Below are 22,580 nucleotides of genomic sequence, written 5' to 3'. Positions count from 1 at the left end.
AGTAAAGGATGAGTAATCGGCTCATCCTTCATATAGAAAAATATTACGCTTTTGCTCTCTCTTCTAGCATAGCAACTGCAGGAAGTTTTTTACCTTCAACAAACTCAAGGAACGCACCACCACCAGTTGAAATATAAGAGATTTTATCTTCAATACCAAATAAGTCAATTGCCGCTAATGTATCACCGCCACCGGCGATTGAGAAACCTTGGCTATCAGCAATTGCTTTAGCAACAATTTCAGTACCACGACGGAAATTAGGGAACTCAAACACACCGACAGGACCATTCCATAAAATGGTTTTTGCTTTTTTGATAATATCAGCTAACGCTTCTGCTGACTCATCACCTAAATCAAGGATTTGTTCATTTTCTTTCACATCTTTAACTGATTTTTCAGTTGCCGTTGCTGTTTCGCTAAATTCTGTTGCTACGCGAACATCAGTTGGAACTGGAATATGACAATTAGCCATTAATTTTTTCGCTTCAGGAATTAAATCAGCTTCATAAAGTGATTTACCCACATTATAGCCTTCAGCTGCGATGAAGGTATTAGCGATACCACCACCAACAATAATTTGATCAGCGATTTTTGATAAAGAATCAAGAACAGTTAATTTAGTTGATACTTTAGAACCAGCAACAATCGCGACCATTGGACGAGCTGGATTATCAAGTGCTTTACCTAATGCATCAAGTTCTGCGGCTAATAATGGACCTGCGCAAGCAACTGGAGCAAATTTACCAGCACCATGAGTTGAAGCTTGCGCTCGGTGAGCTGTACCGAATGCATCCATTACATAGATATCACAAAGTGCTGCATATTTTTTAGATAAAGCTTCGTCATCTTTACCTTCGCCAACATTAAAACGTACATTTTCAAGAACAACAAGTTCACCTTCTTTAACGTCGACACCGTTAAGATAATCTTTAACTAGACGAACAGGGAAAGAAACATGTTCTTTTAAATAATCCACCACTGGTTGTAAAGAGAATTCAGGGTTATATTCACCTTCCGTTGGACGGCCAATATGAGAAGTAACCATTACTTTAGCGCCTTTTTTAATGGCTTCTTCAATAGTAGGTAATGATGCTTTAATTCGCGCATCAGAAGTAACCTTACCATTTTTGACTGGCACATTAAGATCTGAGCGAATAAATAGACGTTTCCCTTTTAGATCAAGATCTTGCATTCTAATGATAGACATGAGACTTCCTCTTATAAATATATAAACAATAAAATTTTTGTTATTCTAACATAAAATTTGTTTTTAGGTTACAATCATTATCGGTTATATAGTAAACATTTACTTGAAATAAAGTCATTTATACTTTGTATAGCAAATTTTTTTATGTAACTGCATTGACAATAGAAAGAAAATCAGGCATATTTCCCCGCCTTATTAATATGTATTTTATCTAAACTTGGGAGTTGACTTTGGCTAATATCAAATCAGCTAAAAAGCGTGCGGTTCAGTCCGAAAAACGCCGTAAACATAATGCTAGTAACCGTTCAATGATGCGTACTTATATTAAAAAAGTTTACGCAGCTGTAGCAGCTGGTGATAAACAAACAGCTGAAGTAGCATTCAAAGACATGCAAGCAGTTGTTGACCGTCAAGCGGCTCGTGGTTTAATCCACAGAAATAAAGCTGCACGTCATAAAGCGAATTTAATTAAACAGATTAAAGCATTAGCTTAATACTTTACTCTGTTGACAAATAAATTTAGACAAAATTGAAAAAAAGTGGTGTAGGCCACTTTTTTATTAATATACTATTATTTAAATTTATATGAATATAACAAAGAGAGTATATTGTGGTTCAACGCGATTATGTAAGAAAAAAGAGCCAACCAAAAAGAAAAGCTAAAAAAAATAAGTCCCGAATACTTCCGTCTTTAATGATATTCCTCGCGCTCATCATTATTATTTTGTTTTCTTCTATTCTATATTTTATTTCAACCAATTCCCCTGAAAAACCTGTTGAACGACCAAAAGTAAAAACTGAATCACCAGCAGCAATCTTACCAGAAAAACCACAGGAGCGTTGGACCTATCTCAAAGAATTAGAAACACCTAATGCTAGTGGTAATTCCAATTTAGAAACAATCGAAAGACAACAAATATTAGATAGTTTTATGAATAATACGCCTGCCACAACAACATCTACAAATTCTCCAACTATATTAGCAAATACTGACAATAGTAATTGGTTACTACAGTGTGGCGCATTTAAAGATAAAACGAATGCAGATATATTAAAAGCCTCACTGGCAATGACAGGCATTAGTGGTAAGATATTTTCTAGTCAGCAGCTATATCGAGTCATCGTTGGGCCATATTCAAATAAAGGTGATGCGCAAAAGGTGTTAAGTACTTTAAAAACAAATGGGATTAATAACTGTATTATTTCTAATTAAAAAGGTATATTATGAATATACTTAAACATATACAGACCTTTCTGACAATGTTATGGTCGCGTATAAATCATGATCACTTAACCACATCATCGGCAGAACTTGCTTATACAACAATACTTGCATTAGTCCCACTGATAACCGTTATTTTTTCTTTATTATCAGCCTTTCCTATGTTTGATGAAGTTAGTCAATCATTAAAACAGCTCATTTATAGCAACCTTGTCCCTACTGCAAGTGACACCATTCAAAATTATCTCGAACAATTTATTACCAACACAAAAAAAATGACTTTTGTCGGAATTATCGGTTTAATGGTGACATCATTACTACTGATTAATTCAATTAATAATGCGTTAAACCGTATTTGGCGAACCAAACGCAAACGTTCATTCATGTATAACTTAACCATGTATTGGACAATTTTAACATTAGGTCCTATTTTAGTCGGATCGAGTATAGCAGTAAGTTCTTATATATTTTCATTAAAATGGTTATCAACTGCCGCTAGTGGTGATTTACTGCTGAGCACTTTACCATTTATCATATCGATTGTTGGATTCTGGTTGCTTTACAGCATTATTCCTACTGAATCAATACCGTTTAAAGAAGCGGCAATTGGTGCTTTAGTTGCCGCAATATTATTCGAAATTGGTAAACGTGCTTTTGCGCTGTATGTTACTTCTTTCCCAACTTATCAACTAATTTATGGCGTAGTTTCTTCAATTCCTATTATGTTGGTTTGGATCTATTGTTCGTGGTGTATAGTACTATTTGGCGCTGAATTTGCAGCAACCCTAACTGACTTTAATAAACAAAGAAAAGTACTGTTAAAGTACTCACCTAAACCGGAGTAGTATCTATTATGATTGCCCTAATTCAACGCGTAAAACAAGCATCAGTTTCTGTTGATAATCAAATTATTGGTCAAATAGATCAGGGATTACTTGTTTTACTTGGTATTGAGCAAGGTGATAACGAGCAAAAAGCGATACGTTTGCGGGAAAAAGTACTTGGTTATCGTATTTTCAGTGATGATGATGGCAAGATGAACCTCAATGTTCAGCAAATAAATGGTAAATTATTGGTTGTTTCACAATTTACGCTAGCAGCGGATACACAAAAAGGTATGCGCCCAAGTTTCACAAAAGGCGCATCGCCCGCTATGGCCAATGAGCTTTACCAATTTTTTGTCAAACAGTGCCGACAGCATATTGAAACTCAAACAGGACAATTCGCCGCTGACATGCAGGTAGCGCTGATTAATGATGGTCCAGTGACCTTTTGGCTACAAGTTTAATAACTTATTTTACCTTATTTAACCATTCCAATGAGGCGCTCTCATCTGTCAGACCTAACTTATGCAGTTTATTTTTATAGTATTGTTTAACTTCATCCCATTGATAGTATGGAAAATTATTGGTTGGCAAAGGAAGATGGACTTCTCGTTCATTTAACATCACTTTGATTAATATAGGTTGATTAGATTGGTTACTTTGGTAAAAAATCCATTGAATATTGGCTCCCATAGGAATAATTCTTTCTGCTTGCCAAACGGAAGGGTAGTCCTCCACTGAATTAACCGCTGTATATGCTCCCTCAAGTTCAAGCAATGTTGCTAATGGCGAAACGGTTTCAGCATGTGCAAAGCGTAAGTTAGCATCGACATTCTTATCGGTTATAGCCTTATCAGCAGTTTTTAGCATATCCAACAATAGTGGGGCAGCAATTTTCACTTGAATCCCCTTTGCATCAAAAGCAGGACCTATTTGTAAAAAATTTTTAGCTGTAACTACCGTATTAAACCACACTAGCTGATCTTGAGTAAAATAATCACTAAAATCAAGATGGTTACCAGCTAGCGTTTCTGGCGGAAACGATAATAATTCTTGATAAAGTTGATAAATGGCAATAACAAAATCTGCTGTTTTAATTGAAGATTTTTCAGATAAAGCAACACTATTATTTAACTGATGAATAAAATCAGCAGTGAATATCAAACGGGCAACATCTTGGCTCATATCCGCAGTTTTAGTTGCACGTTCTAACAATTTTAACGCAGCTTTGATATTTTTACTCTTCTTATAAGCATCATATGCCGGAGAATACTCAAAAAAACGTAATAACGTTTGTTTATTTTCTGGTGGTTGAAAAATCTGAATATCAGGATAATTCGCTTTAAATGGTTTAACAAAAATTTCCGCAGTTTCTTTCGCTCGCGGTGAAGTTGATGATATTACTTCGATTTTTTGTCCTTTAAAAACTGTCGGATAGTTGTTTAACATCCGTTGACTAATCAAACTAATATCTTTTCGACCAAGATCGGTAAGCTCTCCATAATGATTTCTATTCAGTGCGTTAATACGAATAATTTGCTTTAATAATGATTTTCCCATATCGGTTAATTGATTATTTTTTTCAGCTAAGGTTAATACGCTATAAGCAATATCTTCATATTTGGATTTACTAAGATAACGTGAACCATGGCGACCAATATGATCAATATAAAATGCTTGATAACCAGCTGGTACAGCAGTTGGTTGTTTAACATATTGATACGCGGTCTTTGAGCCTGATGTCATCATTTTTGCCAAACTGAGGGGAGAGAATATCAGCAATAAAATTGCGACGATTAAAAACTGGATAAAAAAAGATTGTTTTATAAAAGACATAATGACTCCTACCTATAATCAACAATATAAGTGGAAAATATGAGTGCTTTTTTGATCATTGTATACTATTAATGACATAATTTAACCGAAAATCATGTAATTATTTTAATAACACTCTTTCAATTTTTAAAAAAAAGATTATCTTATTAGCTACTTTTTATAACTCATTTAATTGATTTAAAAAATAATGAAATTATATGGCCTTTCTGGTACTAAAATTAGCTGTGCGTTTATATCAGCTTGCATAAATACTCCTTACAACACAACACGTTTTCTTAAAGATCTCATTGCCGGAATAACCGTTGGTATCATCGCTATTCCGCTAGCTATGGCTCTAGCTATTGCGAGTGGTGTTGCGCCTCAGCATGGCCTCTATACGGCAATTATCGCCGGGTTTGTGATAGCCCTTACCGGTGGCTCACGTTTTAGCGTTTCGGGACCAACTGCGGCATTTGTGGTAATTCTATATCCTGTTTCTACACAATTTGGCTTATCCGGACTGTTAATTGCCACGCTACTTTCCGGTGTTTTTTTGATATTAATGGGAGTGATTCGTTTAGGGCGATTAATTGAATACATTCCACTACCGGTGGTATTAGGTTTTACTTCCGGTATTGCGATAACGATTGCCACCATGCAAATAAAAGATTTCTTTGGCTTAACGTTAGAACATATGCCAGAAAGCTATATCAATAAAGTTATTGAACTAGTTAGAACTTTTCCAACTATTAATATCGCCGATACCCTAGTTGGTTTTGTTACACTGATTGTTCTAGTTGTTTGGCCTAAATTTCGGGTAAAAATATCTGGCCATTTACCAGCATTAATTGCAGGTATTTTAACCATGTTGTTATTCAACCAATTTGGCTATCACATCGAAACAATAGGTTCACGATTCACTTATACATTAGCCGATAACACTGTTGGTCATGGTATTCCGCCGGTTTTGCCAGAATTTATCTTACCATGGGAACACGCCACTTTTACATGGGATTGGCCGACATTAACCGCTTTAATTCCGATCTCGTTAACTATGGCAATGTTATGTGCAATTGAATCATTGCTATGTGCAGTCGTGTTGGATGAAATGACACATACCAAACATCATTCCAATAGCGAACTCATTGGCCAGGGTTTAGGTAATCTCATTGCACCGTTTTTCGGAGGAATTTCAGCAACAGCAGCAATAGCTCGTTCGGCAGCAAATGTTAAAGCTGGTGCCACCTCACCGATTGCCGCAGTATTGCATTCATTAATCGTATTATTGGCCCTTATCTGTTTTGCTCCGCTTTTATCATTTATCCCATTATCAGCAATGGCAGCATTATTGTTAATTGTTGCATGGAATATGAGTGCCGTTCAACGCGTAATCTATATTATTAAATGTGCGCCTAAAGACGACATTATTATCATGCTTATTTGCATGTCACTTACCGTATTATTTGATATGGTTATTGCTATTACACTGGGGATTGTATTAGCCTCTATCTTATTTATGCGGCGTATTGCCCGTATGACTCGCTTGGTCGAATTGAATCAAGTAAATGAAAAAACCTTAGTTCTACGTATCAATGGTCCATTGTTCTTCGCTGCCGCTGAAAAGACATTCTTAGAGTTATATCAGAAAATTAATGATTACCAACATATTGTTTTGCAATGGGATGCAGTACCTATTCTTGATGCTGGTGGCTTAAATGCACTAATCCATTTTATTGATGAATTACCGCCACAAGTTGATCTATCTATTTGCGAACTACAATTTCAACCATTAAAAACCTTAGCACGAGCAAAAATTGTACCAATCGCAGACAAATTAATGTTTTATCCAACTTTAGATGAAGCACTGAAAGATAAAATTTAATAACTAAATTGGTTTTATTATATTGATCAAATATTATACTTAGTGAAAGTAAATCGTCTGATTTTTACTAAGTATTCTGTATCACCTATTCTCTAAACTAATATGACTAATAATTATTTTAAAAAATTTTGTTTATTTAATAGATTACATTAACAACAAAAACAGGAAATTTATATGATAGCTAATGAAAACATTATTCAAAGTTTTAAACAAAAAGCAAATTGGTTTATTGTAATTGGTATAATTTTAATTGTTCTCGGTTGCTTGGCATTGGGTTATCAATTCATCGCCACTGTGTTTTCTGTTTATTTTATTGGCTCACTGATTTTTATCGCAGGTATTATACAAGTTATCCACTCTTTTAACATCAAAGGGGTTGGGCAAACTGCTTTATGGGCCATTATGGGAATTTTATATATTTTTATTGGTCTAATGTCATTTTTCCAACCCATTGCTGTCTCTTCAGCATTAACATTACTTATTTCATTATTATTAACAATTAGCGGGTTTACTCAAATTTTTGCTGCAATGAGTAACCGCAATTTACCGCGTTGGGTATGGATCATTTTTTCTGGGATTATTAACATCATTTTAGGGCTTATGCTGATGGCAGGCTGGCCATATGATAGTATTTGGGTATTAGGTATGTTTTTAGGAATAGATCTAGTATTCCAAGGCTTTGCTTATATTACTATCGGTTCTGCATTAAAAAACTCTAGATCTTAAATTTTATTTTATTGCTCACAACATCGTTTGTGAGCAATAAAACTAAGCGGTTCATAAATAAAACAGCTAATCACCATCAAAGATGGTCATTTATAACTTTTATTAGTTTTCGTTTTGACTTCACGCATTGACTGCAATATTCGATGATAATTAGCTAATCTTGATGGCGCTATCGCTCCTTCGCTAACCGCTTTTTGCAATAAACAACCTGGGGTATCTAAATGATTGCAATCCCGAAATTGGCACCCCCCTAAATAATCATCAAATTCGACAAAACCGGCAATAACTTCCTCGGGTTCTAAATGCCATAAACCAAACTCCCGAATTCCCGGCGAATCTATAATATCGCCGCCATTAGGTAAATGGTAAAGTCGAGTTGAAGTTGTGGTATGTTGGCCAAGCCCCGATATTTCAGACACTTCACCAGTTAGCGTCGCTTGATCATGAGGTAATAGCAAATTGATAATACTCGATTTACCGACACCTGATTGCCCAACTAAAATAGATATTTTGCCATCTAATACCTGCTGCAAAGGCGCAATACCCTGCTGTGATTGGCAAGAGATATATAAAACTTGATAACCAATTTTGCTATAAATAAGAAACTGCTGTTCAATCTCTTGTTTTTTTTGTTCATCAAGCAAATCAATTTTATTCAATACGATAATTGGGGTAATTTTAGTCGCTTCACATGCAACTAAATAACGATCGATGATATTAAATGATAATTCAGGTAATACCGCAGAAATAATAACAATTTGATCGACATTGGCGGCAACAGGTTTAACGCCATCATAAAAATCAGGTCGTACTAACTCGGAATGACGAGGATGAACGGCTCCTATAATACCATTAGTATTCGGTTCTAAACTTTCACGCCACAATACTTTATCACCGGTCACTAATGATGGTAAAGTACGACGAATACTACATCGGTAGATGTTGCCAGCATTATCTTCAACATCCGCTGATTTGCCAAAGCGACTCACTACCACGCCATCACGAGGCGCAGAAAAATTAGCCAGATTGTCATCTAACTTAGTTTCTAAACGCTGTTGATGCTTAGCGGCCATACGCCTTTTTTGATTTTTTGAGAGTTGATTTTTCGCCACAGTAACTAATTTTTTGCTCAAACAGTTTGGTACTTATGCTACACTACTCGGTATTAAAAAGAAAATTTATCTCGAAAATTATGACGACACAAGTAAATATAAACAGTAGTAATCTTATCTGGATTGACCTAGAAATGACAGGTCTTGATCCAAATAGCGATCGGATTATCGAAATCGCTACCATCGTAACTGATTCTAATTTAAATATCCTAGCTGAAGGCCCAGTCATTGCTATCCATCAATCAGATGAACAACTTGCGCTTATGGATGATTGGAATCAAAGAACGCATGGCAAATCCGGATTAATTGAACGTGTGCGTCAAAGTACCATTTCCGAACAACAAGCTGAACAACAAACCCTTGAATTTTTAAAACAATGGGTGCCGGAAAACAGTTCGCCAATCTGTGGTAATACCATTGGCCAAGATCGCCGTTTTCTATTTAACTATATGCCAAATTTAGAAAAATATTTTCATTATCGCTATTTAGATGTCAGTACGATTAAAGAATTAGCCAGACGCTGGAAACCAGAAATATTAAAAGGTATCAGTAAACAGAGTTCACATCAAGCTTTAGATGATATTCGCGACTCCATCGCCGAATTAGTTTATTACCGACAACACTTTTTTAATCTTACTAATGAATGATCATGAGTATTGTATATACGATCTTACTTTATCTAATTCAGCCACTAGTCTGGCTTAGATTACTTTGGCGCAGCCGTAAAGCGCCAGATTATCGTAAACGCTGGTTAGAACGTTATGGATTTTGCAAAAATAAAGTTAAATCAGGTGGAATTTTAGTACATGCGGTTTCTGTCGGCGAAACGTTAGCCGCAATTCCATTGATTAAAGCACTTCAAAGCCAATATCCACAGTTACCGATTACGGTGACGACCATGACACCCACTGGCTCTAAACAAGTTAAATCAATACTCAAAGAGAGTGTTAGTCATGTCTACTTGCCTTATGATCTGCCTTGTGCAATACATCGCTTTCTAAAAACAGTTCAGCCCAAATTAGTCATAATTATGGAAACAGAGCTTTGGCCAAACTTAATTAGCCAATGTGATAGCAAAAAAATTCCATTGATTATTGCTAATGCCCGCTTATCAGAACGTTCAGCCAAAAGATACCATAAACTAGGACAAGCTATTAGTAAACTATTAGCTAAAATCAGCACCGTTGCCGCCCAAAATAGACAAGACGGTGATAGATTTATCTCATTGGGTCTACCGGCAGATCATTTAGCGGTAACGGGTAGTATTAAGTTTGATATTGAACTCACAGCCAAGCAACAACAGAATCTTGCGCAGTTAAAACAGCAATGGCAATTGCATCGACCAGTACTAATCGCTGCCAGCACCCATTCAGGTGAAGATGAAATCATTTTATCAGCATTTCAACAGCTTATTAAAAATCATGACAACTTATTACTTATTTTAGTCCCTCGTCACCCTGAACGTTTTAAAACCGTTGAAAAGCTAATTGCCGATAATGGCTTGAATTATATTACACGCAGTAGCAAACAAAATCCTACAGATCTGACACAAGTGATTTTGGGTGATACCATGGGAGAATTACTGGAACTTTATGGTTTGGCTAATATTGCTTTTGTTGGCGGTAGTTTAATTGAACATGGTGGACATAACCCACTGGAACCGGCCCTACACCATATTCCCATTATAAGCGGTACACATTTTTTTAACTTTAAAGTTATTGGTGAACAGTTAATTGAGGCTAATGGCATGCTGGTATGTGACAGTTCTGCTGATTCGCTCTATTCCACAATTAATAGCTTATTACATAATGAAAGTCGTTGTCAGCAAATTGGCGAAAATGCCTATCAAGTTTTAAAAAATAACCAAGGTGCGCTAAATCGCCTTCTTGAGGTTATCCATCACTATCTTGAAAAATCATAAGGATGGCTTGTGAATAAAAAACAGGGGTTATTGCTAGTTAATTTAGGCACACCAAGTGCCGCAACGCCAATGGCAATTCGCAACTACTTGACTGAGTTTTTACTCGATCGCCATGTTGTCGACCTACCTGCTTTTATTTGGTATCCAATTTTAAAATACCTAATACTGCCTAAACGTGTTCCCTATATCATCAACCATTATCAAAAGATATGGATTGAGAATGAATCACCATTACTTCGTTACAGTAAACGCTTAATTAATCAATTACAATTAGCACTACCTGATATGCAATGTGAATTAGCTATGACCTATGGGGAACCAAACTTACTGTCGGCGCTAAATAATTTAAAATCATGTGAAAAAGTCACTTTATTACCGTTATTTCCGCAATATTCGACCACCACAACTCAAGCGGTATTAGCTAAAGTAAAGCAACTTATTGCTGACAATAATATCAAAATTAACTTTAGCTATATTCGTGATTATGCCGACCACCCAAGTTATATTGATGCTCTTTATTCACAAGTCCTGCAAGCGTTTTCAATCCAAGGACAGCCAGATGTATTACTCCTTTCTTATCATGGTATTCCTGAACGCTATATTGATAAACGCCAAGACGACTATGTGCAAAGATGCCAGTTAACCACTAAATTATTGACAAACAAATGCCAAGAAAATGGTATCGACTTAACAATAAAAATGGCTTATCAATCAAAGTTTGGTAAAGGGAAATGGGTTGAACCCAACACTAGCGATATATTAGAAAAATTGGCTAAAACAGGCTCTAAATATGTCCAGGTTATCTGTCCAGGTTTTTCAGCGGATTGTATTGAGACCCTTTATGAAATTGATGAACAAAATCGAGAAATATTCCTAAATGCTGGCGGTGAACAATTTTATTACATCCCGGCCTTAAACGATACGTCTCTACAGGTTGAATTAATCAAAGATATACTTGAAAAAACGCCTTTCCTCAAAAAATTTTAACTGATTAAGATTTATTTTTAACAGGAATCAAATCTTATCAATACAACTTTAAATTGATTAATATTAAAGCTAAATAACCAACTAATCTAACTAGTGTGATTAACCTATGTTACGATGATGGTTAAAAATTATTTGCGCTCAAAGGAGAACACTCGATGAAAATAATCATCATTGGCGCTCAAGCTGCTGGTGCCAGTGCCGCAGCAAAAGCCAAAAGAAAGGATCCCAATGCAACTATTCGCATTTATGAAAAATCAGATATTGTTTCATTTGGTGCTTGTGGATTACCTTACTTTATTGGTAATCATTTTCAAGATGAAAATGAAATGATATCCAGAACACCAAATCAATTTGCAAAAGATGGAATTGAAATCAAAACGTTACATGAAGTTATTGCTATTGATGCAAAATTAAAAAAAATTACAGTCAAAGATCTTAATACCAATAACTGTTTTGATGATGATTATGACAAATTACTTATTGCGGTTGGAGCAGCACCAATAATTCCGCCTTTAGAAAATCACCAACTGGAAAATATTTTCACTTTGCGTGATATATATGATGGTCTGGCAATAAAAAATGCCTTAACGAATCCACAAAATACCAATGTTATAGTCATTGGTGCTGGCTATATAGGGCTTGAAGTAACTGAATCTTTAGTGGCATTAAACAAAAATGTAAAATTAATTCAATTAGATGATAGAGTATTGGTCGACGCCTTCGATCCGGAACTTACCGAGATAATTGAAGAAAACCTAAAACAACATTGTGATTTACACCTACAAGAACGAGTACAAGGTTTTGAAGGTGTACAAAAAGTTACCCATGTTATTACCGATAAAGCTAAATATGCGGCGGATATTGTCATTATAGCTACAGGGGTAAAACCTAATAGCAAAGTATATAAAGATTTAGAGCTTGAAACACTTAGCAATGGCGCTATTGTCATTGATAGTTATGGCAAAACTAATATTGCTGATATTTATGCCGCGGGCGACTGCGTCGCACTATATCATCGAGTTAGTCAATCAATGACTTATATACCATTAGCTACTGGCGCCAACAAACTCGGTAAGGTGGTTGGTGACAATTTAGCCGGCGGTAATAATCAATTCCCAGGAACCCTTGGCACATCAGCATTAAGAGTGTTTGATATTGAAGCTGGCCGAACAGGACTAACTGAATCACAAGCAATCAAAAGCAGGATCCCGTACAAGACAGTAATCGTTAAAGATAAAAATCATAGTAACTATGTTGCAGGGCAAACTAGCGTTATTGCTAAACTGATTTATCACGCTGAAACTCGTGTTTTATTAGGTGGACAACTGGCTGGTGGCAGTGGCGCTGCATTAAGAACCAATAGTTTAGCTACGGCTATTTGGGCAAATATGAAAATTGATGAATTAGCGATGATGGACTTTTTATATGCGCCACCTTTTTCAAGACCGTGGGATATTTTAAATATCGCCGGAGGTATCGCTAAATAGAGTTTAAGCATAATAAATATTTGCTTAGTTATTAAGATTCAGAATGGGCAGTTGGGTTAATTTAAATGGTTAATCCAACCCAAAAACAGATTATTCAAAATTAATTCAATTTTATCCAAAAGCTGGGGGTAAACCATGTCAGATGCCATTTTTCAGGGGACTTTTTTTGAAAAGTTCTTATCTATCACCCATTATCAAACCTTAATAGGCATTGGCTTATTGCTGTTTTGCTTTTTTGCAATAATGCGACCACTGCAAACCAAAAAAGTTAATTTTTCTATTCGTATGCTGGTTGGCTTAGTACTTGGTGCCGTACTGGGTTTAGGTATTCAAGCTGCTGCTGGTTTTCCAAATAGCTCAACAATTTGGATGCAAGAAACCGCAACATGGTATGGTTTATTCGGCCGAGCCTTTATAGCCTTTATTCGCATGCTAGTTATTCCTCTGATTTTCGTCTCAATTGTAAAAGTGATTATTGATTTTTCTGGTAAAGAAAATTTACCACAAATCGCATTCAGAGGTATTTTTTGGCTACTGTTCACTACAGCCATTGCTTGTATTATTGGGATTATCTTGGCTAATGTATTATCATTAGGTGAACTAAGTTCAACCTCAGCCAAAACCGCTGTTGCAAAACAATATACCAATATCATTGATACATTCGTCAATCTTATCCCTAGTAACATCATTGCTTCCATGGTAAAAGAGAATATTGTTGGCTTAGTCATCTTTTCGGCATTAATGGGACTCGCAGCTAATCGTATGGAAAAAAAGAATCCTCAACCTATTGCCCTATTTAAAACCTTTATTGAAGCACTTTATAAAATTATCATGTCAATTGCCATGACGATCATCAAATATATGCCTTATGCAGTAATTGCATTGCTTGCTCGCACCATTATTTCCAATGGTATCCCTGCAATAGTCGAAGTATTAAGCTTTGTATTAGCAATTTACCTTGCTACCATATTAATGCTTGCAGTACATATCGTGATTGTGATGGTGCATGGAGTTTCACCAATCATATTTATTAAAAAAGCACTTGGCACATGGTTACTAGCTTTCACCAGCCGCTCATCAGTTGGTACATTACCTATGACAATATCAACATTAACCGTCAGAATGGGGGTAAATACCGGTACTGCTAATCTAGTGGGATCATTGGGTAGTACAATGGGAATGAACGGTTGTGCTGGATTTTTCCCTGCACTGCTTGCCGTAATGGTAGCCCATATGGTAGGCATTAATACTGATATTCAATTTTATATTATGCTAGTGATTGTAGTCGTTATAGGTTCGATTGGCATCGCCGGTATACCGGGTACTGCAACTGTTGCCGCAACCGTTGTACTATCAGGCATGGGAATGGCTGAATACTTCCCTTTAATCGGCATGGTGCTAGCCGTTGATCCAATCATTGATATGGCCAGAACCTTAGCCAATGTATCCGGTGCTATGACAGCAGCAATTGCAACCGATCATGAAGTTGGATTAATGAATATGGATATCTATAACGATCCTAACGTGACCTTAGATAATGACCAGTCAGAAGTTTAATGATGAAAAAATACACTTTCGATGTATTCTAAACAAATAGCAAAAAAGACGCCAATTGGCGTCTTTTTTATATCAGTTGATTAGGCAAAAAATTAAATCGTTTTTAACCACGCTTTAACATCATCACCTAAACTTTTATGACGCATTGCGTATTGTACAAAAGTTTGGACATAACCTAATTTATTACCACAATCATGGCTTCGGCCTTTAATACAATACGCATCAACAGGATCTTCTGCAAGTAACATCGCAATTGCGTCAGTTAATTGAATTTCACCACCAGCACCTAATGGTGTTTTGGCTAATAAAGGCCAAATTTTTTCAGACAATACATAACGGCCTACCACAGATTGATTAGACGGTGCTTCTTCAATTGACGGTTTTTCAACTACACTATACATTTGTGTTACATTACCTGCAGATAACTCTTCACCACGACAGTCAACAATACCATAAGATGAAACAAGTTCTTTTGGTACCGGCTCAACCATAATTTGGCTATGTTTAGTCTCATGATAATTATGAATCATCGCCGCTAAATTATCTTGAGTAAGATCACTTTCATACTCATCTATAATCACATCCGGTAACACAACAGCAAAAGGTTCATCACCAACTAAAGGATAAGCACAAAGTACCGCATGACCAAGCCCTTTGGCTAAACCTTGGCGAACACTTGTAATAGTAACATGTTTTGGTAGTATTCCTTGCACTTCTTGCAAAAGTTGACGTTTAACTCGCGCTTCTAACATAGCTTCAAGCTCGAAGCTAGTATCAAAATGGTTTTCAATCGAATTTTTAGAAGAATGTGTAACAAAAATAATTTCAGTTATTCCGGCTGCAATACACTCTTTAACAACATATTGTATAAGTGGTTTATCCACTACGGGTAACATCTCTTTAGGAATCGCTTTGGTTGCAGGCAACATTCTCGTGCCAAGACCGGCTACTGGAATTACAGCTTTCTTAACTTTTCCGTCAAAAGACGCTTCATAATTTAATGACATTTTAATTCCTTAAAAAATAAATTAACTAATAATATTATAACTTTCTTCTCAACGATGTCCATTTACAAACGTGTTCTTCACGCGCACAGAATTTAGCATATACAAAACCCAAATAGTGCTCCAAATTATGCTATTTGTTGTAATAAAAATATCACGAATTTCAAGTTTAAATATAGTAAATTGATCATTAATAAACAGGTCTAAAATCTGAAATATAACGATTACAAATTCAAAACAGATCATTAAAGATGGGAATTTATAATTTTTAGTAAAAAACAGATAGAGCAAATAGATACTAAAAAGAATAATAATCAGATTAATACCAATTTCAAATGGATAAACCCACTTAAGATTTTCAATATAAAAATCGGAGTTTGGATTCGTCAATTGAGACCATCCTATAAAGACAATGCCTGAACTAAGAATCAAAAATAAACTACTAATGAAACCAGAAATTAATCTTATTGCAACAATAATAAGCCAGCCACCTAATCCCTTAAGGGGTAAGTTGTCAGTCATATAAATTCCTTATTTCATAATAGATAAATCGTTAGATTCAATTAGTGACGGATTATCCCTATCTTTAGCTAAAGAATCAATGGAAATATAGATAATCTGACAGTTTTCTAATACCGCTTCTTTGACCACAAATTTTGCCTTACGATCACGAGCTTCTTTCTGTTTAACACTAATATACAAATCATCATAACCATCATCATACATTGATGCTCGTTCAAATATATTAAGACTTCGCCAAAATGTCTCTTTTGGATAATCGCGCTCAAAAGTTTGACCGGTTAATTTGCCTTTTAAACCAACATAACTTATTGGTAAATGATTACTCACTCGACTTTGTGAGAGATAAATATGGGGATATTCTGTAAGATTGGGTTCAAGCTGGTTTAGTTTAAATTCAATACTAGAACGATTTTGATACTGGCAATTTTCCATTGTTAAAGGTGCAGTTCGAAAATTTAACGAACTACACCCTACAAGTAAAAATATTAAAATACAACTAAAAATTCGATACATTTTTATTATTTGCTTATAAAAAAATACTTACAAGCAACCTGTATTATTTACATTTTTTCACTAACATCTTCAGCCGTATTGGTAATTGCTTTACCGCCTGATTGAACATCTTTACCAACACCTTTAACCGTATTACAACCGACAACAAGTGTTGTCATCAAGATACTTACTAATAAAATAGATATTTTACGTAACATGTAAATCTCCTCTAGTTGATCACATTATGATTTAATTGTAGCAAAAGCGTCTGCTACAAAATGTATATTATGGTGATTTAAACCCGCCACACACATTCTTCCACTGCCCACCAAATAAACAGCGAAATCATCTTTTAGCTGTGCGACTTGCTCTGTAGAAAAACCAGTATAACTAAACATACCTCTTTGTTTGAGTAAATAATCAAAATTTTGCTTAGGTGCTGCTGTTTTTAATAGATCGACTAATGTTGAGCGCATACTAACAATACGGTTACGCATTGATTCAACTTCTTTAAACCATAAAGCTTTAAGTTCAGCATTATTCAGTACGTATGACACTAACTGCGCACCATAAGCGGCTGGACTTGAATAATTTCGACGAACGGTAGCTTGTAATTGCCCAAACACTCTATTAGCCGCTTGGTTATCATCACATAAAACCGATAAACCACCTACTCGCTCACCATAAAGTGAGAATGTTTTAGAAAACGAATTACTGATAAAACCACATAAGCCTTGCTTCGCCACTTTTTTTATTGCATAACTATCACTTTCGATAGTTTCCCCAAAACCTTGGTAAGCAATATCCATAAATGGGATAAGCTCACGATTTTGTAAAACCTCAATCACTTCATCCCACTGTTGATGGGTTAAATCTGCACCCGTTGGGTTATGACAGCAAGGATGCAACAACACTATACTTTTAGCTGGTAAACTATTTAATGTCGCAAGCATAGCATCAAATTTTACGCCACAAGTCTCTGGATCAAAATAGGGATATTTATTTACCTTAAAACCTGCTCCATTGAAAATAGCGATATGATTTTCCCAAGTTGGATCACTAACCCATACTTGCGAATCGGGAAAATAGCGATATAAAAAGTCAGCTCCAACTTTCAGCGCCCCAGATCCGCCTAATGTCTGAACAGTAGCGATTCGCTGTGCTTGAAAAGCAGGATTATCTTCACCAAAAAGTAGCGATTGGATCGCTTGACAATAACTCGGTAAGCCACTCATTGGCAAATAAAGTTGTGCACCTTGTTGATGATGATAAATATAGTCACGAGCCGTTTTTATGCAGGATAATTGCGGAACCACACTGTTTTCATCATAATAATAACCAATACTCAAATTGATCTTATCTGCACGCTTATCATTATTAAATTCAGCGACTAATGATAAAATTGGATCACCCGCATACGACTCTACTTTTTCAAACATTTTTCCAACCTAATTAACCAGTAAATAGCAATGTATAGTTGTAGATTATTGCACCAACTTAATTGGCAATCAATCATTAAATAATAGTTTAAATATAAATAATTTTAGGCTGATAAAAGCGATAATTTAAAAAATTGATTCTGATAGAAAAATCCCAAAGTAGACGACAAAAATTAGGAGAATTAAGTAAAAATACCTCAAAAACCCCGCTCCTCAACTTTTGGGTACTTTAATTGGCACCGTTAATTAGCACCTTTCGGTGCTAACCATTTTAGTGAGGTTATTTGACAGCAATCACTTCTATTTCAACTTTTGCATCTTTAGGAATGCGTGCAACTTGCACACAAGAGCGAGCAGGGAATGTGGCTTGATTTTCAGTAAAAAATGCCTCATAGACACTATTCACTTCGGCAAAATCATTCATATCAGCTAAAAAAATCGTTGTTTTAACAATATTTTTAACTTGATAACCGGCTTCAGTAATAATCGCTTTAACATTCGCTAAACTTTGTTTTGCTTGCTCTTTGACACAATTTGGCATCTCACCTGTTGCTGGGTTAATAGGAATTTGACCTGATGCAAATAACATATTGCCTAAATCAATACCTTGAACATAAGGGCCAATAGCCGCAGGGGCTTTATCGGTATTAACAACTTTTACCATGTATGCTTTCTCCTTTCATCTTGTTATGGCTCCCATTTCAACAGGAAGCCAATTTGGTGTCAAGTCACGGTAAATTTATGATCATGGGACTTCTGTCAATTTTCTGATATGATAGGTGAAAATTTTTTCATTTGTTGAGAGTTAGTATGTTTGAGAATTTAACTGATCGTTTATCACAGACATTTCGCAATATTAGTGGTCGTGGACGTCTGTCTGAAGATAATATTAAAGATGCGTTGCGCGATGTGCGTATGGCATTACTTGAGGCCGATGTTGCCTTACCTGTGGTACGAGAATTTATTAACCAAGTTAAACAAAAAGCTGTCGGTTTAGATGTTAATAAAAGTCTAACACCCGGCCAAGAATTTATTAAAATAGTTCAAGCCGAACTTACCAGCGCAATGGGCGAAGTTAACAGTACACTTAATTTAGCTACCCAGCCTCCAGCGGTTATACTAATGGCCGGCTTGCAAGGTGCCGGTAAAACAACTAGCGTAGCTAAGCTGGCAAAATTCTTAAAAGAAAAACAGAAAAAGAAAGTCTTAGTTGTCTCTGCCGACGTTTATCGTCCCGCAGCTATAAAACAATTAGAAACACTGTCGAAAGCGATTAATGTTGAGTTCTTCCCATCAGATATAAAACAAAAACCGGTTGATATTGTTAACAAAGCCATTTCGCATGCCAAACTACAGTTCTTTGATGTGCTTATTGTCGATACTGCGGGTCGATTGCATGTTGATAACGAAATGATGTATGAAATCAAAGCATTACATGATGCAATCAACCCAATTGAAACCTTGTTTGTGGTCGATGCCATGACCGGGCAAGATGCTGCTAATACCGCCAAAGCATTTAATGATGCCTTACCTCTAACTGGGGTTATTTTAACTAAAGTGGATGGTGATGCGCGTGGTGGTGCAGCATTATCAATTCGTCATATTACCGGTAAACCAATCAAATTCTTAGGGATGGGTGAAAAGACGGATGCTCTTGAACCTTTTTATCCTGACCGTATCGCGTCACGCATTTTAGGCATGGGTGATGTTCTCTCTTTAATTGAAGAATTACAGAGTAATGTTGATCGTGAAAAAGCGGAAAAAATTGCCAAAAAACTTAAAAAAGGCGATAAGTTTGATTTTAACGACTTTCAAGATCAACTGCGACAAATGCGTAGTATGGGCGGAATGGGGGCAATGCTAGCCAAACTACCGGGCGTCGGTCAACTTCCTGAACATATCAAAGCACAAATGGATGATAAAATCACCATCAAGATGGAAGCAATTATTGGTTCTATGACATTAAAAGAGCGGGCAAACCCAGAAATCATAAAAGGCTCTCGCAAACGTCGAATTGCTAATGGTTCAGGTACCCAAGTGCAAGATGTCAACAAGCTGCTTAAACAGTTTGAAGATATGCAAAAGATGATGAAAAAAATGAAAGGTGGTGGCATGATGAAGATGATGCGCCAAATGAAAGGGTTAATGGGCGGCGGCATGGGTTTCCCACCGAGATAATATTTTTCTTTTCTCTTTCTTTCAATTCATTACTATCGCGCAGCCCGGCGCGATAGTATTTCAATAAACTTAATTCTCTCGATTTATTGCTTTAATCTTACTTGGCCGATGCATGGTTAGTACCGTTCCAATCGATGAAATGATAATGAACATAATAGCCAACCATTGATAATGTGTTAACTGTTCGTGCAACACAATTAATCCAGAAAACGCCGCAAATACTGGTGACAAACTCATTAAGGTACTAAAAGTTTGCGCCGGTAAGCGTGGTAGTGCGATCATATCAAGACCATATGGAATAGCTGATGCTAACAGTGAAACCACAAAAACCAGTGGCAGCAGTTCGATTGAAAACATGGTGCTTCCACTTTGCCATACACCAATTGGAAACAGTAATAGCGAGGCGACAATTGAACCTACCGCAACACTTGATGCACCATAAATTTCCCCCGCTTTACGCCCAAAAATAATATAACCCGCCCAACAGCTACCTGCACATAAAGCCAGTAAAATACCAATAGTATCTAAATCATTGGAAGCTTGATGAATAGGTAGCAACATCACTAATCCAACTATCGCAATAGCTAACCAAATAAAATCGGTTAACCGTCGTCCGGAAAACATCGCCACCATAATGGGGCCGGTTAACTCAATGGCTACGGCGATGCCTATCGGGATTCGTGATATAGCATTATAAAAAGCCAAATTCATACACCCCATCGCTACACCATATAAAATAATATATTTAATGGCCGGTTTAGTGATGGTTTTACGCCAAGGTTTAAAGATTATTACCAATAAAATTGCCGAGAAAAATAACCGCCAAGCAGTCATCGCCTCTGGCCCGAGTACTGGGAACAAGTATTTAGCGAATGAAGCACTTGCTTGTACCGATATCATCGAAACAAAAATTAATAACACAGGCCAAGATCTTTTGAACATAATAACTACCTTGATTGAAGTAACTGCATTTAAAGGGGCGCAATCTGTTTGCATAACAACGTAAAATCAATTTAAGATTATTACGATATATAACTAAAACACGTTGTTACTAAATAAATTGCGTCAATAACGTTTTTAAAAATATCACATCACGTTTAGTTTTCCCTTTTTACTGATAGTAATGCCAGATCTTGAAGCGCTTTTTTATAAGTGGAATCAGGTAGGATTGAAATAATATTAAATGCTTTATTGGCTTCTTGTTGAGCGGTTTTAAAAGTAAATTCAAGTGATCCACAAGACTGCATCACCGCTAAAATATGATCTAATAAATGACGACCATTTCCTTGCTCAATGGCTTGGCGGATTAAAGTCGCATCTTCTGAATTAGCATGATGCATAGCATGTAATAAAGGTAAAGTTGGTTTACCTTCATTAAGGTCATCGCCTAAATTTTTACCTAATTTTTGATTACTATCAGCGCTATAGTCCAATAGGTCATCAATAATTTGAAAGGCTGTTCCCAAATATTTTCCATACTCTTGCAGGGCAAATTCCTGCTCAGGAGTTGCGCCGGCTAATACCGCGGCTGAATGTGAAGTTGCTTCAAACAGTCTTGCTGTTTTACGATAAATAACTTGTAAATACTGCTCTTTAGTAATATCAGGATCATTACAATTTATAAGTTGTTGAACTTCACCTTCGGCAATGACATTTGTCGCTTCTGACATTATTTTTAATACTTTGAACGATTCGGTACGTACCATCATTTGGAAAGATCGGGTATAAATATAATCACCAACTAAGACACTAGCCGCATTACCAAATAATGCATTAGCGGTTGATTTTCCACGCCGTAAATCAGATTCATCAACAACATCATCATGCAATAAAGTCGCCGTGTGGATAAATTCAATAAAAGCTGCGGTAATAATGTGTTTATCACCCTTATAATTGAGCGCTTTGGCGATGAGTAATGCAATAATAGGACGAATACGCTTGCCACCACTGCTGATGATATAATTGCCTAATTGATTGATTAATACAACATCAGAGCTAAGCTCTGCTTGTATTGCCTGATTAACCTTCACTAAATCTTCTTGTACTAGATCGAGTATCTGTTTTATCGATGGATTATTCATCAGTCTAACCGCTACAAATGAGAAATATTTACTTACTATTATCTGATAAATATTTTTATGCAACAAGTTATTGATAAATCATATTTAAAAAAATGCTACAAATGATAAGCATTTTCATTTAGAA

General features: G+C 36.0%; 23 protein-coding genes. 12 read left to right on the top strand and 11 right to left on the bottom strand.

Translation table 11 applies throughout. From position 1 onward, the window contains the following. Positions 1-43 precede the first annotated feature (43 nt). On the bottom strand, positions 44-1,207 hold the full coding sequence (gene pgk / locus B6C99_RS05015) for a phosphoglycerate kinase (RefSeq protein WP_086358833.1): 1,164 nt from the start codon (positions 1,205-1,207) through the stop codon (positions 44-46). 230 nt (positions 1,208-1,437) lie between these two features. Here pgk and rpsT point away from each other — a divergent pair, with 230 nt between their 5' ends. From rpsT to dtd, 4 genes are all read left to right on the top strand, one after another. Continuing rightward, complete coding sequence (rpsT, locus tag B6C99_RS05010; RefSeq protein WP_086358832.1) at positions 1,438-1,701, top strand: 30S ribosomal protein S20; 264 nt, start codon at positions 1,438-1,440, stop codon at positions 1,699-1,701. 116 nt (positions 1,702-1,817) lie between these two features. Continuing rightward, positions 1,818-2,420, top strand: a complete 603-nt coding sequence (locus B6C99_RS05005) for an SPOR domain-containing protein (RefSeq protein WP_086358831.1) — start codon at positions 1,818-1,820, stop codon at positions 2,418-2,420. 11 nt (positions 2,421-2,431) lie between these two features. Then, positions 2,432-3,274: a virulence factor BrkB family protein gene (locus B6C99_RS05000; protein ID WP_086358830.1), complete on the top strand. Its 843-nt coding sequence runs from the start codon at positions 2,432-2,434 to the stop codon at positions 3,272-3,274. Positions 3,275-3,282: 8 nt separating this feature from the next. Beyond that, the gene (gene dtd, locus B6C99_RS04995; protein ID WP_086358829.1) at positions 3,283-3,717 is read left to right on the top strand and encodes a D-aminoacyl-tRNA deacylase; all 435 of its coding nucleotides are present in this window, start codon (positions 3,283-3,285) and stop codon (positions 3,715-3,717) included. A gap of 4 nt (positions 3,718-3,721) precedes the next feature. Here dtd and B6C99_RS04990 read toward each other — a convergent pair whose 3' ends face one another. Continuing rightward, entirely contained in the window at positions 3,722-5,089 is a 1,368-nt protein-coding gene (locus tag B6C99_RS04990) for a histidine-type phosphatase (RefSeq protein ID WP_086358828.1), read from the bottom strand. Positions 5,090-5,276: 187 nt separating this feature from the next. On the opposite strand from B6C99_RS04990, the gene dauA reads away from it, so the two are divergent. Together dauA and B6C99_RS04980 are read left to right on the top strand one after the other, a co-directional pair. Beyond that, positions 5,277-6,950, top strand: a complete 1,674-nt coding sequence (gene dauA / locus B6C99_RS04985; protein WP_086358827.1) for a C4-dicarboxylic acid transporter DauA — start codon at positions 5,277-5,279, stop codon at positions 6,948-6,950. Positions 6,951-7,124: 174 nt separating this feature from the next. Then, positions 7,125-7,676, top strand: a complete 552-nt coding sequence (locus B6C99_RS04980) for an HdeD family acid-resistance protein (RefSeq protein ID WP_086358826.1) — start codon at positions 7,125-7,127, stop codon at positions 7,674-7,676. Between the two features lie 86 nt (positions 7,677-7,762). On the opposite strand, the gene rsgA is transcribed toward B6C99_RS04980, so the two are convergent. Continuing rightward, a complete protein-coding gene (gene rsgA / locus B6C99_RS04975; RefSeq protein ID WP_086358862.1) occupies positions 7,763-8,788 on the bottom strand; it encodes a small ribosomal subunit biogenesis GTPase RsgA in 1,026 nt (341 codons plus the stop codon). 80 nt (positions 8,789-8,868) lie between these two features. Here rsgA and orn point away from each other — a divergent pair, with 80 nt between their 5' ends. The 5 genes from orn (at position 8,869) to B6C99_RS04950 (ending at position 14,740) form a co-directional block, all read left to right on the top strand. Next, positions 8,869-9,435, top strand: a complete 567-nt coding sequence (gene orn, locus B6C99_RS04970; RefSeq protein WP_086358825.1) for an oligoribonuclease — start codon at positions 8,869-8,871, stop codon at positions 9,433-9,435. Positions 9,436-9,437: 2 nt separating this feature from the next. Continuing rightward, a complete protein-coding gene (gene waaA, locus B6C99_RS04965) occupies positions 9,438-10,709 on the top strand; it encodes a lipid IV(A) 3-deoxy-D-manno-octulosonic acid transferase (RefSeq protein ID WP_086358824.1) in 1,272 nt (423 codons plus the stop codon). Positions 10,710-10,718: 9 nt separating this feature from the next. Next, positions 10,719-11,696: a ferrochelatase gene (hemH, locus tag B6C99_RS04960; protein ID WP_086358823.1), complete on the top strand. Its 978-nt coding sequence runs from the start codon at positions 10,719-10,721 to the stop codon at positions 11,694-11,696. Between the two features lie 155 nt (positions 11,697-11,851). Further along, on the top strand, positions 11,852-13,183 hold the full coding sequence (locus B6C99_RS04955) for a CoA-disulfide reductase (RefSeq protein ID WP_086358822.1): 1,332 nt from the start codon (positions 11,852-11,854) through the stop codon (positions 13,181-13,183). 135 nt (positions 13,184-13,318) lie between these two features. Then, on the top strand, positions 13,319-14,740 hold the full coding sequence (locus B6C99_RS04950) for a cation:dicarboxylate symporter family transporter (RefSeq protein WP_086358821.1): 1,422 nt from the start codon (positions 13,319-13,321) through the stop codon (positions 14,738-14,740). 92 nt (positions 14,741-14,832) lie between these two features. On the opposite strand, the gene galU is transcribed toward B6C99_RS04950, so the two are convergent. The 6 genes from galU to B6C99_RS04920 form a co-directional block, all read right to left on the bottom strand. Beyond that, on the bottom strand, positions 14,833-15,747 hold the full coding sequence (galU, locus tag B6C99_RS04945; RefSeq protein WP_086358820.1) for a UTP--glucose-1-phosphate uridylyltransferase GalU: 915 nt from the start codon (positions 15,745-15,747) through the stop codon (positions 14,833-14,835). A 48-nt stretch (positions 15,748-15,795) separates the two neighbouring features. Next, positions 15,796-16,266, bottom strand: a complete 471-nt coding sequence (locus tag B6C99_RS04940; protein ID WP_086358819.1) for a DUF2569 domain-containing protein — start codon at positions 16,264-16,266, stop codon at positions 15,796-15,798. 9 nt (positions 16,267-16,275) lie between these two features. Then, positions 16,276-16,698 carry a hypothetical protein gene (locus B6C99_RS04935; RefSeq protein ID WP_143413910.1) on the bottom strand — a complete coding sequence of 141 codons (423 nt, stop codon included), beginning with the start codon at positions 16,696-16,698 and terminating at the stop codon, positions 16,276-16,278. A 128-nt stretch (positions 16,699-16,826) separates the two neighbouring features. Then, positions 16,827-16,976: an entericidin A/B family lipoprotein gene (locus B6C99_RS04930; protein ID WP_086358817.1), complete on the bottom strand. Its 150-nt coding sequence runs from the start codon at positions 16,974-16,976 to the stop codon at positions 16,827-16,829. A gap of 24 nt (positions 16,977-17,000) precedes the next feature. Next, positions 17,001-18,197, bottom strand: a complete 1,197-nt coding sequence (locus B6C99_RS04925; protein WP_086358816.1) for an amino acid aminotransferase — start codon at positions 18,195-18,197, stop codon at positions 17,001-17,003. A gap of 280 nt (positions 18,198-18,477) precedes the next feature. Then, positions 18,478-18,861 carry a RidA family protein gene (locus tag B6C99_RS04920; RefSeq protein ID WP_086358815.1) on the bottom strand — a complete coding sequence of 128 codons (384 nt, stop codon included), beginning with the start codon at positions 18,859-18,861 and terminating at the stop codon, positions 18,478-18,480. A gap of 146 nt (positions 18,862-19,007) precedes the next feature. On the opposite strand from B6C99_RS04920, the gene ffh reads away from it, so the two are divergent. Then, positions 19,008-20,375: a signal recognition particle protein gene (gene ffh / locus B6C99_RS04915; protein ID WP_086358814.1), complete on the top strand. Its 1,368-nt coding sequence runs from the start codon at positions 19,008-19,010 to the stop codon at positions 20,373-20,375. A gap of 69 nt (positions 20,376-20,444) precedes the next feature. Here the strand turns inward: ffh and B6C99_RS04910 are convergent, their stop codons facing one another. Both B6C99_RS04910 and ispB read right to left on the bottom strand, forming a co-directional pair. Continuing rightward, on the bottom strand, positions 20,445-21,317 hold the full coding sequence (locus tag B6C99_RS04910; protein WP_086358813.1) for an EamA family transporter: 873 nt from the start codon (positions 21,315-21,317) through the stop codon (positions 20,445-20,447). Positions 21,318-21,472: 155 nt separating this feature from the next. Continuing rightward, entirely contained in the window at positions 21,473-22,456 is a 984-nt protein-coding gene (gene ispB / locus B6C99_RS04905; RefSeq protein ID WP_086358812.1) for an octaprenyl diphosphate synthase, read from the bottom strand. Positions 22,457-22,580 lie beyond the last annotated feature (124 nt).

It is taken from the genome of Gilliamella sp. N-G2 (assembly GCF_002142215.1).
Lineage (GTDB): Bacteria > Pseudomonadota > Gammaproteobacteria > Enterobacterales > Orbaceae > Gilliamella.
This window is presented reverse-complemented; position numbering and strand designations above follow the sequence as displayed.